General features: G+C 56.6%; 12 protein-coding genes. 6 read left to right on the top strand and 6 right to left on the bottom strand.

Annotated elements, in window-relative coordinates:
• The first annotated feature begins 29 nt into the window (after nt 1-29).
• Nucleotides 30-1,280: a flagellin FliC gene (locus tag PGR23_RS07850; protein ID WP_047043638.1), complete on the top strand. Its 1,251-nt coding sequence runs from the start codon at nt 30-32 to the stop codon at nt 1,278-1,280.
• A 199-nt stretch (nt 1,281-1,479) separates the two neighbouring features.
• Complete coding sequence (locus tag PGR23_RS07845; protein WP_015704963.1) at nt 1,480-2,202, top strand: RNA polymerase sigma factor FliA; 723 nt, start codon at nt 1,480-1,482, stop codon at nt 2,200-2,202.
• Between the two features lie 30 nt (nt 2,203-2,232).
• On the opposite strand, the gene PGR23_RS07840 is transcribed toward PGR23_RS07845, so the two are convergent.
• From PGR23_RS07840 to PGR23_RS07825, 4 genes are all read right to left on the bottom strand, one after another.
• Nucleotides 2,233-3,402 carry a YncE family protein gene (locus tag PGR23_RS07840; protein WP_047043636.1) on the bottom strand — a complete coding sequence of 390 codons (1,170 nt, stop codon included), beginning with the start codon at nt 3,400-3,402 and terminating at the stop codon, nt 2,233-2,235.
• A gap of 28 nt (nt 3,403-3,430) precedes the next feature.
• Entirely contained in the window at nt 3,431-5,653 is a 2,223-nt protein-coding gene (locus tag PGR23_RS07835) for a TonB-dependent receptor domain-containing protein (protein ID WP_047043634.1), read from the bottom strand.
• 169 nt (nt 5,654-5,822) lie between these two features.
• Nucleotides 5,823-6,614: an energy transducer TonB gene (locus PGR23_RS07830; protein ID WP_226473616.1), complete on the bottom strand. Its 792-nt coding sequence runs from the start codon at nt 6,612-6,614 to the stop codon at nt 5,823-5,825.
• Complete coding sequence (locus PGR23_RS07825; protein ID WP_047043632.1) at nt 6,611-7,474, bottom strand: ChaN family lipoprotein; 864 nt, start codon at nt 7,472-7,474, stop codon at nt 6,611-6,613. Before PGR23_RS07825 ends, PGR23_RS07830 begins: the two co-directional genes overlap by 4 nt.
• 420 nt (nt 7,475-7,894) lie before the next feature.
• On the opposite strand from PGR23_RS07825, the gene PGR23_RS07820 reads away from it, so the two are divergent.
• The 3 genes from PGR23_RS07820 to PGR23_RS07810 are packed head-to-tail and all read left to right on the top strand — an operon-like array spanning nt 7,895 to nt 11,539.
• Nucleotides 7,895-8,911, top strand: coding sequence for an iron ABC transporter substrate-binding protein (locus tag PGR23_RS07820; RefSeq protein ID WP_045397430.1), 1,017 nt, complete (start codon nt 7,895-7,897; stop codon nt 8,909-8,911).
• Nucleotides 8,912-8,934: 23 nt separating this feature from the next.
• Nucleotides 8,935-10,509 carry an ABC transporter permease gene (locus PGR23_RS07815; protein WP_316422541.1) on the top strand — a complete coding sequence of 525 codons (1,575 nt, stop codon included), beginning with the start codon at nt 8,935-8,937 and terminating at the stop codon, nt 10,507-10,509.
• A gap of 1 nt (nt 10,510) precedes the next feature.
• Nucleotides 10,511-11,539 (top strand): ABC transporter ATP-binding protein, encoded by a 1,029-nt coding sequence (locus tag PGR23_RS07810; RefSeq protein WP_047043625.1) that lies wholly within the window; start codon nt 10,511-10,513, stop codon nt 11,537-11,539.
• Nucleotides 11,540-11,740: 201 nt separating this feature from the next.
• Here the strand turns inward: PGR23_RS07810 and PGR23_RS07805 are convergent, their stop codons facing one another.
• Nucleotides 11,741-12,574 (bottom strand): helix-turn-helix transcriptional regulator, encoded by an 834-nt coding sequence (locus PGR23_RS07805; protein WP_047065416.1) that lies wholly within the window; start codon nt 12,572-12,574, stop codon nt 11,741-11,743.
• Nucleotides 12,575-12,833: 259 nt separating this feature from the next.
• Between PGR23_RS07805 and PGR23_RS07800 the strand changes: the two genes are divergently transcribed.
• The gene (locus tag PGR23_RS07800) at nt 12,834-13,601 is read left to right on the top strand and encodes a phytanoyl-CoA dioxygenase family protein (RefSeq protein WP_213797477.1); all 768 of its coding nucleotides are present in this window, start codon (nt 12,834-12,836) and stop codon (nt 13,599-13,601) included.
• 13 nt (nt 13,602-13,614) lie between these two features.
• On the opposite strand, the gene PGR23_RS07795 is transcribed toward PGR23_RS07800, so the two are convergent.
• Nucleotides 13,615-13,956 (bottom strand): PTS fructose-like transporter subunit IIB, encoded by a 342-nt coding sequence (locus tag PGR23_RS07795; RefSeq protein ID WP_047043619.1) that lies wholly within the window; start codon nt 13,954-13,956, stop codon nt 13,615-13,617.
• Between the last annotated feature and the right edge of the window lie 15 nt (nt 13,957-13,971).

Here is a 13,971-nt window from a genome sequence, read left to right as displayed (position 1 = left end):
ACGCAACTGACTCGTAAGGAATGCATATAATGGCACAAGTAATTAATACCAACAGCCTGTCGCTGATGGCGCAAAACAACCTGAACAAATCCCAGTCTTCCCTGGGCACGGCGATTGAGCGTCTGTCTTCCGGTCTGCGCATCAACAGCGCCAAGGACGATGCCGCGGGTCAGGCGATCTCCAACCGTTTCACCGCTAACATCAAAGGCCTGACTCAGGCTTCCCGTAACGCTAACGACGGTATCTCCCTGGCGCAGACCACCGAAGGCGCGCTGAACGAAGTCAACGATAACCTGCAGAACATCCGCCGTCTGACCGTACAGTCGCAGAACGGTTCTAACTCCGCAAGCGACCTGCAGTCCATCCAGGATGAAATCTCCCAGCGTCTGTCTGAAATCAACCGTATCTCCGAACAGACCGATTTCAACGGCGTTAAAGTCCTGAGCGGCAACCAGAAGCTGACCATCCAGGTCGGCGCCAACGACGGCGAAACCATCGATATCGATCTGAAAGATATCAACGCGAAGACCCTGGGTCTGGAAAAATTCAGCGTGGCTGACGGTATTGATACCAGTAAAATTGATGGTGATACCACAACTGTTGCTACCGGTAAGTCGTTGGCTATCGATGCCAACAGTAAGCAAATTGGTGCAACTCCAGCCGACCCGGACCATTTTGTACAGGCTGATAACGGTAAGATCTATGGTACTAATGCTGCAGGCACCGAAACGTATGAAGCCACCATCGATAAAACTACAGGTAAAGTAACTGGCTTTAGCTCCACGGATTCTGGCGCCGTCACTGGCTTGACCGGAGCGAAAACAGTGACCACCGTTGGCGAAGAAGTAACTGCAACCGGCGACACCACTGGCCTGAAATCCTACGATGGTGGTAAATCCTACATCATCCAGGAAGGTACTGGCGCGGATGCGAAATACTTCAAAGCGACCGCTGACAGCACCGGTAAAGTGACCAAAGGCGCTGAAATGAGCACCACGCCGAAAACTGCCGATCCGCTGGCTACCCTCGACAAAGCCCTGTCCCAGGTTGACCAACTGCGCTCCTCCCTGGGTGCGGTACAGAACCGTTTCGATTCTGTAATCAACAACCTGAACAGCACCGTTAACAACCTGTCCGCTTCCCAGTCCCGTATTCAGGATGCTGACTACGCGACCGAAGTGTCCAACATGAGCCGCGCGAACATCCTGCAGCAGGCGGGTACCTCCGTGCTGGCGCAGGCTAACCAGTCGACTCAGAACGTCCTGTCTCTGCTGCGTTAATCGCACGTCTGATTACTGTCGCATCGCAACCCCGCTTCGGCGGGGTTTTTGTTTTTTGCCCGTAGCCACCCGGTACAAAACGGCGCAACGGCAAAGCATGTCGTAAATAGAGACGCTTTTATGCGGTTTTTCCGGCGATTGGCATTTTTGCCCCTGCGCATAATAGCGCTGACTCTCTTATCCGCAGGTTTCAGAAATAGTGAGCGATTTGTATACCGCCGAAGGTGTGATGGACAAAAATTCCCTCTGGCTGCGCTACGTTCCGTTAGTGCGGCACGAGGCGTTACGCCTGCAGGTCAGGCTGCCCGCCAGCGTCGAGCTTGACGATCTGCTGCAGGCCGGGGGAATCGGGTTGTTGAACGCCATCGAGCGTTATGACTCGCTACAGGGCACGGCCTTTACCACCTATGCGGTGCAACGTATCCGCGGCGCAATGCTCGATGAACTGCGTAGCCGCGATTGGGTGCCGCGCAGCGTGCGGCGTAACGCCCGCGAAGTCGCTCAGGCGATGCAGAAGCTGGAGCAGCATCTGGGCCGCCCGGCCACGGAAAGCGAACTCGCGCAGACGCTGGGTATCACCCTTGCCGAGTACCGACAAATCCTGCTGGATACCAATAACAGCCAGCTGTTCTCCTATGACGAATGGCGGGAAGAGCAGGGCGAGAATGCCGAACGACTACTGGAAGGGCACGAAGAGGCCAATCCGTTGCATCATCTGCTGGAAGGCAGCCTGCGCCAGCGGGTCATTGAGGCGATTGAAGCCTTGCCGGAACGCGAAAAAATGGTCCTCACCCTCTACTACCAGGAAGAGCTCAACCTTAAAGAGATCGGCGCGGTGCTGGAGGTGGGGGAATCCCGCGTTAGCCAGCTACACAGCCAGGCGATTAAGCGCCTGCGCGCGAAGCTGGCCAACGAAGGCTGATAACCACCTGCCGGGCAGGTGGTTAGCGGATTACGATTTACGCAAATCAATGCGCAGAATGCGCTCCTTCGCCCCTTCGACAAATACCTCAGGATCCCACTCGCGATTGAACCCTTCTTTAATGCCGACGTACAGGGTATCCATGTCCGGCGACAGCACCATTTGATTCGGATAAACCGGGGTGCGGAATTCATGGGTTACCCGCCAGGTTTTGCCATCCACGACGCTGATGGTGCCGCTGGTGAAATTGCTGACGTACAGCTCGTTGTATTTCGGATTGTAGCGTACCGCGTTGGCGCCCACTCCGGTACGCACGTAACCCCGCGATTTGCCGTCTTTCAGATCGAAAATATACAGGCCGTCGTGAGGGCCGCTGCGATCGTCGTGATCGAAGGCGACGACGAAAATACGCCCTGAGTCGGAATCGACGATCAGGTTTTGCGCGCTGGCCAACTGCGGCGCGTTAAGCGGGATAGTGCGGACAACCTGCTGGGTTCTGGCATCGATCTCGTTGATATAGTCGCGGCCGCCAACGTAGATCTTCTGCGTCTTTTCATCCAGCGTCAGGCCGTAGGCGGTGCCACGATAGGCGCCTTTGACTTCCCCTTTTAGCTGTAACGTCGTGCCGTCGAGCATCAGTAATTTATGTAGCGGACGCATTCCGTCCCTGGTTTTCAACATATGGCTGTAGCTGACGAATAACAGGTTAGCGGCGCGGCTGTATACCATATGCCGCAGATGCTCGAAGCGCGCATCGGGGGCGCCGTCGGTGGTGAAGCTCAGGCGCGGACTGGTGCGGGTGATTTTACCGCTGGCGGCGTCGAACTGGCTGATACGCAGCGAAGCCGCCTGGGTATGGCCGACGTAAAGCACGCGCGCCGGCTGGTTCATCGCCAGCGAGAAGGCGCGCCAGGGCATATCATAGCGCTGGATAACCTGCAGGGTGGCCGGATTAAAGGCGTAAAGATAACCTTTATTGGCCGCGCGGTTAACCCGGTCGGTGGCCGCGGCGAATAGCAGGTTGTCGCCGTTGTCGAACGCCAGCTCATAAACCCCTTCGTTGGCTTCCTGCAGGTAATTGGTTTTCATCGCAAAGCGCGACGCTTCCCGCGGCGGCGGATCGATGGCGAAAGCCGGGTGGGGGAGCAGGGCGGCGAGCAGTAGCGCAGCCAGCGGTTTTATCAAGTTGCGATTAGGCATGATGGTTATCCTTGTTGACAAATAGGGCTCAGAACTGGATTTCGCCGCCGAAAATATAGGTGCGGCCGCGGGCGGTGGTGTTAACAGACGCGCCCTCTTTGGCGTTATCGAGACTCTGGTTCATACGGTTTAACGCTTCGGAGTAGTCACGATTCGTTACGTTCTGTACGCTAAAGCGCAGCAGCACGTTCTCGGTCATCTGCCAGCTGCTATAGAGGTCGATAATGGTCGGGATATTCGGCATGCTCTCTTTAGGCACCGTATTGGTGTCGAGGCTAATGCCTTCGGTACTCAGGCGTTTTGATTTACCGGTGAATTTCACCAGGCTGCCGACGGTGAGTTTGCGATCGAACAGGCGCCCGCCGACATCCACCGTGGCGTAGCTGCTGGGGAGATCGCTCAGGTCGCTATAGGCGAAGCTATAGACCGTGCTGGCAATAGAGGTGGGCTGATCGGTGCGCTGCTTGCTCCACGACACATTGGCGTAGGCAAAACCGATGTCGTATCCGGCTTCAATCTCATAGCCCTCGGTGGTCACCGGCGAGGTGACGTTAACCGAGATATTGGCGTTGAAATCCGGCGAAGCATTGGCGACATCTTTACACAGCCCGCCGTTGCTGCACAGCAGGAAGGATTCGCTGGTGATGTAATCTTTAATCCGCGAGCGGTAGGTAAGCGCTTTCAGATGAAGGCTATCCTGCTCGCTCAATAATCCTTGTTTGATAACGTTAAAACCGGCCTCCCAGGTCTCGGCTTTTTCCGGCTTCAGGAACGGATTCATCGATGCGCCGCCCTCGTTGGCGAAGAACACTTCCTGGACGTTCGGCGCCCGCGAGGAACGGCTCCAACTGACAAACGGCTGCAGCCATGGCGTTACCTGAGCGGAGAAGGTCGCCGAGGGATTAAAACCGTTATCTTTGACGTTGAGCTGGGTTGCCCCTTGCGGGAAGCATTTTTCGTTATCTGCACAGGCCGGTTTATAGCCCTGTACCCGGCTACGGGTATAGTTGAGATTAAGATCGAGCTGATAAATATCCTTGTTTAATGTCAGCCCGCTATAGAGCGAGGCGATCTTCTGTTTGCCCGCCGGGGCAAAGGCGTTATGGTCGGTCTCGTTATCCTGCACGAAGCGGCGGGAATAGCGGGTGTCCATTAACTTGCCGCCTAGCTGGAAAGCGGCATACAGATCGTCGGTAATACGAAAACGGCTGGTGTTGTTCACGTCCAGCGCGTTGGACTTATTGGTGGTCGAGGAGTCGTTAAAATTATACAGCGACTCCGGTTTATATGCCTGATTGCCGCGGCTGGTGCTGGCCAGGACATTAAACTCGACCAGTTCATTGAGCGGCGCATAGTTATAGCGCAGATAGTAGTCGTCGCTGCTAATATCGCGACGGGTAAAACTATTGCGATAATTACGCCCGGAAAACTCGAAGCGGTTAAATTGATCGACGTTGAAATTGATTTTGTACAGCTGCGAGCGCGGCTCCTGGCGCAGATATTTATTATCTTCGCCGATAAACTCTTCGCTGCTGCGTCCGCCGCCGTTTTTATAGGTCGCATAGGTGCGGGTGCCGCTGATGCCGAGCAGCGCGCCAAGGCCGCCGCCGTTATCGAAGGTGTCGGTTTTGCCGGCTACCGTTACCATACCGGTACGGCCGAGTCCGTTATCGCCCACGGAAAAACGCGACAGCAGGCCGACTTGATGCCCCGGTTTTAACACATCATCGATACCGATCGTACGCAGGTTGGCGCTGCCCGCCAGCGCGTTGACGCCTTGCGAACCGGCGCTATTGCCGCGGGTGATATCCACTTCGGCCAGAAAGTTAGGGTCCAGCGGCACTCCGGCGGCGGTATTCGCCCCGCCGTGATAGTTAGCCGGCGCCATGCCGAAGAAGGTCTGGGTGACGCCATCCACCATGGTGTTGACCCGGCCCAGCCCGTTCATACCGCGAATATTGACGCTGATGGTGCCCTGCAGCGGGTCGATTTGCGTATAGGTGCCCGCCATGCTGCGCAGCGAGGCGTCGAGGCTTTGCAGATTCTTATTGAGCGTTCGCGAGCTGTAGGCGCCGGGACGGGTATAGCTCTCCTCTGAGGAGCCGACCTGGCCGGCATTCTCCGCCAGCGGGTTATCGGTAATGGTGATAGGAGAGAAAACCGATTCTCCTTCGCTTTCGGCGGCGAAAGCCTGGCCGTTGACGATAAGGAGCCCGGTGACGAGCCCCTTAATGAGCTGTGATTTTTCCATAATCAAATCCTGAGGTAATAAATATTTAACGCACAAAAAGGGCAGCAGCGTGCATCGCGCTTATTGCTAAGTGCGATGACACATTGCCCAAAATAAAAAAACATCAGCGGTCAGTGACCGTTATAAATAACGTCCGGGTTGCCTGAATAAATAACAGGGAACCTGGGGTTTATATTTTTAATAAGCCGAATTCCACCGGCAGCGTGACCTTATTTATACCGTTACGCAGCAGCTCTTTTGGCGGCGGCGGAAGCGGACGCGCATTTTCCAGCGCCATCAGCGCGGCGCGATCCAGAGAATGGGTCCCTGAAGAGTTCACCAACTGCGATTGCAACACCTCGCCGCGTTCGTTGACGCTGAAGGTAATAATGGCGGTACCGGTACGTTTACGGCGGCGCGCATCTTCCGGGTAGTGGCGCATTTTGTTGATTTTGCCTTTCACCAGCGATTCCCAACTGATCTTGTTGTCGCTCAGGCGTGCGGCATCGCTATCGAGCGGCGCGGTGGTACGCTGAGTGAGGGCGGCTGGCGCCGGGGGCGCGGCGAAGCTGGTGATGGTTGAGTTACCCTTTTCCTCTTGCTGCTGGCGGCGGGACTGTTTTTTAACCTCGATTTTCTTTTTCCGCTGCGGTTCGGGTTTGCTGGCGGAGAGCTTTATTTGCGCATTGTCATGAATGAGCAGCTTCGGCGCCTCTTTCACCGCGGCGGTTTCCTGCTCGGTCATCGCCTCGACTTTGCGCTGCTGGGTGACGCCCGGCGGCAGCTCGGGGTGAATAAATGACACTTCCAGTTCCGGCGCGAACTCTACCATCACCGCGGCAGGGGGGGCGACATCCGGCGGCGAGGCGAAGTGAATGATAAAAGGCGCCGCCAGCGCCAGATGGCCCAGCACGCTGGCCGTTGTCCCCGCGAACCAGCGGGGACGCGACGCTATTAATGGCGTGGAGAGAGGGATATTCATTTTTCTGCCGCTACCGACCAGACATAATCAGCCTGCTTCGCCGTCGGCGTGGCGCCGTCGGTGGTCAGCAGCAACACCAGCGGTTTTTCCGCCCTGAGGTCGGCCAGATGCAGCGGTACGCCAATATCTTTGGCCGCATGATAGCCGCCGGCAATCAGCAGCGCCGGGCGCGGCGCGGCTTTCATTTGCGTCGCCATCAGGCGATCGCGCTGCTGCTGGATGGCGAGCATGGAAGTGACCTGCTCGCCATCGATTTGCCCGTTATGCATCAGATAGATAATGGCCGATAGCGATTCATGTACCTGCGGGCTGTTGGAGAGCGTTCCGCGGGGAAACGTGGGATGCTGATAGATGTCGCTCACCTGCTGGCGGCTGAGATTGGCTGCCAGCAGCGGATAAGGCGCTTGCAGCGCGGTCATCACGACGTCGCGATAAAGCGCCCACGGCCAGCCGGGATTCCAGCGCAGCGTTTCCGCCGCGCGAGTGGCGGAAACGGTCGTCCCGCTGAGGCTGGCCTGCTTGACCCGATTAACCGCTTCCTGCTGGCTTAGGTCGATCATCTCCATCAGCACGCTACCCTGCGGGCGAAGGGTGTGAAGGTTCTGCAGCAACCAGCGCTCAATCTGGTGATGCTGGGTGTTGGTATGTTCTTCGCCAACAATAACCAGCGGCGCCTGGGCGAGTTGGTTCAGCAATTGTTGCGGCGTCAGGGAGCGCCCGCTGGCGGTATCACGAATATCCGCCTGCTCTACCAGCGCGCCCTCCCCGGCAGGGGAGAGGGGATAAACCGGGCTGTGACAGGCGCTCATGAGCAACGCGCAGCCTATAACCAGAGTGTTTAAAAGGGTTTCCTTAAACATAAAATATCCATTTTCGGCTTTTTAGTCGTCTTTTCTTCGTATCTTGCTGCTGGAACAGGATGATATGTGATATTGAGAATGATTATCAAGATCATTCTCATTTAAAATTATTGGCAAGAGTGATGGTTTCATCCGGCAAACAGCGGTCCGTTGCCGTGTCGCGGGGAGAATCTGTGAAGACGATCAAGATTTTAAACAGCGATAATATTTAAACCTGTTGGCTTAATGTTGTCTTAAGGTTTGTTTCAGTCGCGCGTCGAAATAAGCATTTTGTCATCAGGAAATTCTAATTGGCGGTGTTTTTCACTTTTTTAAAATGATGGTAATTGTTTTCATTATCATTCACATTCCTCTGTGATTTAATCCGTGCCAGCCCGGTTTCTCCACGGCTTTTCGACTACCCATACTAAGGATTAGCTTATGAATTTCCGCTTATCGGCATATTGCGCGGCGATGCTCGCTGCGACGGCTCTGTTTACCGCTCCGCAGGTTATGGCTGCTGACAATGGCGACGGCATTGTGGTGTATAACGCCCAGCACGAAAACCTGGTGAAATCCTGGGTTGACGGCTTTACCAAAGAAACCGGTATTAAGGTCACGCTGCGCAACGGCGACGATAGCGAATTGGGTAATCAACTGGTGCAGGAGGGGTCAGCCTCGCCGGCGGATGTCTTCCTGACCGAAAACTCGCCTTCCATGGTGCTGGTCGATAACGCCAAACTGTTTGCGCCGCTGGATGCCGCAACGCTGAATCAGGTCGCCCCGCAGTATCGTCCCGAGCACGGCCGCTGGATTGGCATTGCCGCCCGCAGCACCGTTTTCGTCTATAACCCGGCGAAAATCAGCGAATCTCAGCTGCCGCATTCGCTGATGGATCTGGCGAAACCTGAGTGGAAAGGGCGCTGGGCCGCTTCCCCATCGGGTGCCGACTTCCAGGCTATCGTCAGCGCCATGCTGGCGTTGAAGGGTGAAAAAGCGACCCTCGACTGGCTGAAGGCGATGAAAACGAACTTCGTGGCCTACAAAGGCAACAGCACGGTAATGAAAGCGGTCAACGCCGGTCAAATCGACGGTGGGGTGATCTACCACTATTACCGCTTTGTCGACCAGGCGAAAACCGGTGAGAACAGCAAAAACACCAAACTTTATTATTTCAAAAATCAGGATCCGGGCGCTTTCGTGAGTATCTCCGGCGGCGGCGTACTGGCTTCCAGCAAACATAAAGAGCAGGCGCAGGCCTTTATCAAATGGATCACCGGCAAGCAGGGTCAGGATGAGCTGCGCACCAATAACGCCTTCGAATATGCGGTGGGCGTGAATGCCGCCTCTAACCCGAAACTGACGCCGCTGAAAGAGCTGGATGCGCCGAAGGTTGAACCGTCAACGCTCAATAGCAAGAAAGTGATCGACCTGATGACCCAGGCGGGCCTGCTGTAATTTGATGCTGAAGTGATTTATCTATGTCTGCTCTGAGTCTGGTACTCGGAAAGAAAACAGGACGCCTGCCCGAGCGCAGGCGTCCTGCATTTCCGATGGTTGCCTTAGCTGTACTGTTTTCGCTAATGGCGTTACTGCCGTTAGGTTTTGTGGCCGCCGTAGGAATTGAGACCGGCTGGCCGACCATAAAAGCACTGGTGTTTCGCCCGCGGGTGGCTGAACTGCTCAGCAATACGCTATGGCTGACGCTGCTGGCGGTGCCTATTTGCATCGCCTTGGGCGTGGCGGTGGCCTGGCTTACTGAACGCACCGTGCTTGCCGGGCGTCAGCTGTGGTCGGCGCTGGCTGTCGCGCCGCTGGCTATCCCGGCATTTGTCCAGAGCTATGCCTGGGTCAGCGCGGTTCCTTCGCTCCACGGTCTGTCCGCCGGGGTGTTCCTCTCCGTGCTGGCCTACTATCCCTTTATCTACATGCCGGTGGCGGCGGTGCTCCGTCGTCTCGACCCGACGCTGGAAGATGTTGCCGCCTCGTTGGGCACGCCGCCGTGGAAGGTTTTCTTCCGCGTGGTGCTGCCGCAACTGCGGTTGGCTATCTGCGGCGGCGCGCTGCTGGTGGCGCTGCATCTGCTGGCGGAATATGGCCTGTATGTGATGATTCGCTTCGACACCTTCACTACCGCCATTTATGACCAGTTCCAGTCCACCTTTAGCGGCCCGGCGGCGAATATGCTGGCGGGAGTGCTGGCGCTGTGCTGCCTGGCGATCCTGCTACTGGAGAGCGTTTCGCGCGGTAAAGCGCGCTACGCGCGCATCGGCGCAGGCGCGGCGCGCGAGCAGAAGCGACGTCCGTTGGGGAACGTGGCCGCATGGGCCGCGCAACTGCTGCTGCTGACGCTGGTGATGCTGGCGATGGGCGTCCCGCTGCTGGTGCTGTGCCGCTGGCTATGGCTCGGCGGGGTGGAGAACTGGCTGCATGCCGATCTCTGGCATTCGCTACGCCAGACCCTGATGCTGGGCGCGGGCGGCGCGCTGCTGACCACCGCCTGCGCGATTCCTATCGCCTGGCTCGGCGTGCGTTATCCGCGCCGGCTGTTCCGCCTGCTGGAGGGCTGTAATTACATCACCAGCTCACTGCCGGGTATCGTTACCGCGCTGGCGCTGGTGACGGTGACTATCCACTATGCCCGCCCGGTGTATCAGACCGAAGTGACGCTGTTTCTGGCTTACCTGCTGATGTTCATGCCGCGAGCGTTAATTAACCTGCGCGCCGGTATCGCCCAGGCGCCAGTTGAGCTGGAAAACGTCGCCCGTAGCCTTGGGCGCAGTCCGGCCCGCGCCTTATGGAGCGTCACCATGCGTCTTGCCGCGCCGGGAGCGGCCGCTGGCGCCGCGTTGGTGTTTCTTGGCGTGAGCAACGAGCTTACCGCGACGTTGCTGCTGTCGCCGCTAGGCACCCGCACGCTGTCGACCGGTTTTTGGGCGTTAACCAGCGAGATCGACTACGTCGCCGCGGCGCCTTATGCGATGCTGATGATCGTGATTTCGCTACCGCTGACGGCGGTTCTTTATGTGCAGTCGAAAAAAATTGCAGGGTTGTAACATGCTGGAATTGTCTTCTATCTCGAAATCTTTCGCCGACGCGCTGGTGCTCGATAACCTTAATCTGACCGTGGCGCCGGGAAGCCGTACCGCCATTGTCGGCCCGTCGGGTTCCGGTAAAACCACGCTGCTGCGAATTCTTGCCGGTTTTGAAACCCCGGATCACGGGCGAATCGTTCTGCAGGGCAACACCCTGTTTGCCGACGGCGTGTTTGTGCCGGCGCATCAGCGTGGGATCGGTTTCGTGCCGCAGGAAGGGGCGCTGTTCCCCCATCTTAACGTCGCGGACAATATCGCCTGGGGGCTCGATTGCGGTCGCGAAGAGAAACGCCGCCGGGTCGCCGCGCTGATGGAAATGGTGGCGTTAGATTCGACATTAGCGAGCCACTGGCCGCATGAAATTTCCGGCGGCCAGCAGCAGCGGGTTGCGCTGGCGCGCGCGCTGGCCCAGCGGCCATCGCTGATGCTGCTGGATGAACCTTTCTCGGCGCTGGATACCGGGCTGCGTGCGGCGACGCGCAAAGCCACCGCCGACCTGCTGGCCGAGGCTGGGGTGGCGTCGATTCTGGTTACTCACGATCAGACGGAGGCGCTGTCGTTTGCAAGCCAGGTCGCGGTGATGCGGCAGGGGCGTTTTACTCAGGTAGGAACCCCGTTCGAGGTCTATTCGCGCCCGGTTGACGAGGCCACCGCGCTGTTTCTTGGCGATGCGCTGGTGCTCGACGCCGAGCTCACGGAGGGGCGCGCGCGTTGCGCCATCGGCGAGTTACCGACTGACAATCCTCACGCCAGCGGCCGCGGACGCGTAATGCTGCGCCCGGAGCAACTGCGGGTGTCGCCGTGCGGGCCGCAGGAGAGCGCCTTTCGCATCGTAGATGTCGATTTCGCCGGCCATATCTCGACGCTGACGGTGACGGTAGCGGGGCAATCAATGCCGCTGGTGCTGAAAACCGTCAGCCAGGCCGCCTGGCAAACAGGCGCTCCGGTTCGCCTGGAGATTATTGGCCCGGCGCGGATATTTTGCGCATAGCGGCTAAAAGCTGACCGCTCAGCTGGGATAAAAATTGATTTGGCGCGGAGATGCGTTAATTAGCTGCTGATGTAGCACATTGTGCTAATTACACTACCCGCGAACGCATTAGTATCCGCGCCACTGATCTCGTCGCCATGGAGTGGTAGGTCGTTGGAATATTTCCGCGGGGTCAGTCCATTCTTATTTCCCCTGAGATGATTAACGCTGCTGCGCGCTACGGCAGTGGCGACGATATTCCGAAGGTGAACGTTCGGTATTACGTTTAAACACCCGGCAAAAATAGTTGCTATCGATAAAGCCGCAATTATGCGCAATTTCTTTTACTTTTAAATCGTAACCGCGTAATAGTTGCTTGGCTTTTTCCAGCCGCACGGCGGTTAGATATTCATTAAAGCCCACTGAACCCGATTTCTGAAATATATGCGAAAGATAGTTCGGGGTAATATGAAAGCGTCTGGCAACCGATTCGCGGGTCAGCGGCTGGCTAAGATTTTCTTGCAGATAATCCTGAACCGCTAAAAACAGATCGCGGCTGCGGCTAACGCGCATTTCCAGACCGACAAGTTGTTCAAGGCAGTGGCTTAACAGCGCGGAAACCACCAGCCGGGCGGTTATTGGGTCAGGTTGCAGGCAGACTTCATTCAACGCCAGCAGCAGATAGGAGCCAACGCGGGGGCCCAGTCGGGCGACGTTTTGCTTTTCAGTATGTAGTTTTTTACCGTCCCAGCGCTGAATGCAAAAGCCGAGCTTTTGGCGGCCAAATAAAATGCTGAGCGTGGCCGCCGGACCGTTCCACTCGGGTAGCGTCCACTTTCCCGCCTGTACGTAGAGTACCTGCGAAGTGGCTAAAACCGCCGCGGATAGCGGTAGACCCTGATCATGGAGCTCGCCTTCAAGGACGATTTCCAGACGCGGGAAGGGCACCTTCAACGCCAGCGCCGGAACGGGAATATCCGGCTCCGGAAAGCGGACCTGCAGCCTATCTTTTTGATTAACTAAACGATTTAGTATGCCCGCCAGATCATCAATCATCCTGTCGACCCCGAGTTAAAATTATCTCGTTGATTATAATCTTTTTTATCCTGATGTTCCGCCTTACGGCGCGCGGCGGATGCATTATTAAATGGGTGAATATTTTCAACGAATTTACCCATCGGCAATTATTGATAAGGCTCACATTTTTGTGTCTGGCGTACGGATATCCAGTTTTTCGTAGTTTTTCCTTCCTGCCTGGTCGTTGGCCGCATCGTAGAGTTTGATTGTGTTATCTAAAAGTTAAAAGGAAGGCAATATGGACTCACAATCGATGATTCATCTGGAGGCGCTTGGCGCGACCCGGACGCTAAGCGACCAAATGAAACATGAACTTGATACGCTTGGCTATACCGTGGTGCACAACGTCGTTGATCCTCAGTGGCTGAGCGAGATACGCGAGCGCATTGACGCGCTGGTGGAACGTGAAGGCGAGAATCTGGCGATGGAACACCATCAGGAGGCGACGGCGACGCGTATTGCCAACCTCATCAACAAGGGTGTTATCTGGGAGAAGGTGTGGTCGCATCCGCTCATTCTTTCCGCCTGTCGTTATATTTTTAATGGCGCGTTTAAAGTTTCCAGCCTTAATGCCCGCGAGGCGCTGTATAACGGTGGTCATCAACCGCTGCACGCCGACTGGAAAAAGCCGCGGGTAGACTTCCCGAAAGTGCATCTGGTCAATACGATATGGGCTATTGATGATTTGAGCGCCGCCAACGGCGCGCCGCGGATTATTCCCGCGACCCATCTGCGCCCGGAGCTGCCGGAAGAGGTTTTGGCGGATCCGGAAAAGACGCATCCTGATGAAATTGTTTTTGCCGCGCCGGCCGGCAGCGTAATGATTTATAACGCGCATGCCTGGCACGGCGGCACCCGCAATCGTGAAGGCAGCAGAAGGCGCGTGCTTCATGGCTTATATATTGATCGTGCTGATACCGCGCAGCAGGACCAGCAGCGCTGGCTGACGCCAGAAACGGCGAGCCGCCTGACACCCGCGCAAAAGTGGCTGCTCGACGTGCAATAAACGCCGTGGCCGGTCAGGGAACTTCCAGGTAAACGACCGGCTTTTTCATAATGCTATTAACGGCTTTGACAATCTGCTGTGGCTGCAACAGGAATGTGGCGATACTGGTTTTAATGGTACGGAGTCCGTCAAAGCGTTGAGCGCCATCGATTTCGATATCGGTTACCAGTAACACCACCGTGGCGCGGGCAATATCCTCTTCGCTAATTCGGTTTTCCACGCCGAGCGCGCCCTGGGTTTCCACTTTCAGAGACCATTTTTCATGATGACCGACTTTTTCCAGTAGCTCGGCTGCCATATAGGTATGTGCAACCCCGCTCACGCAGGCGGTCACCGCGACAATGTTGAAGTCCATAACATCCTCCAGGCG

The sequence above is a fragment of the Klebsiella sp. 141162 genome (assembly GCF_050600755.1).
GTDB classification, from domain to species: Bacteria; Pseudomonadota; Gammaproteobacteria; order Enterobacterales; family Enterobacteriaceae; genus Klebsiella; species Klebsiella aerogenes.
This window is presented reverse-complemented; position numbering and strand designations above follow the sequence as displayed.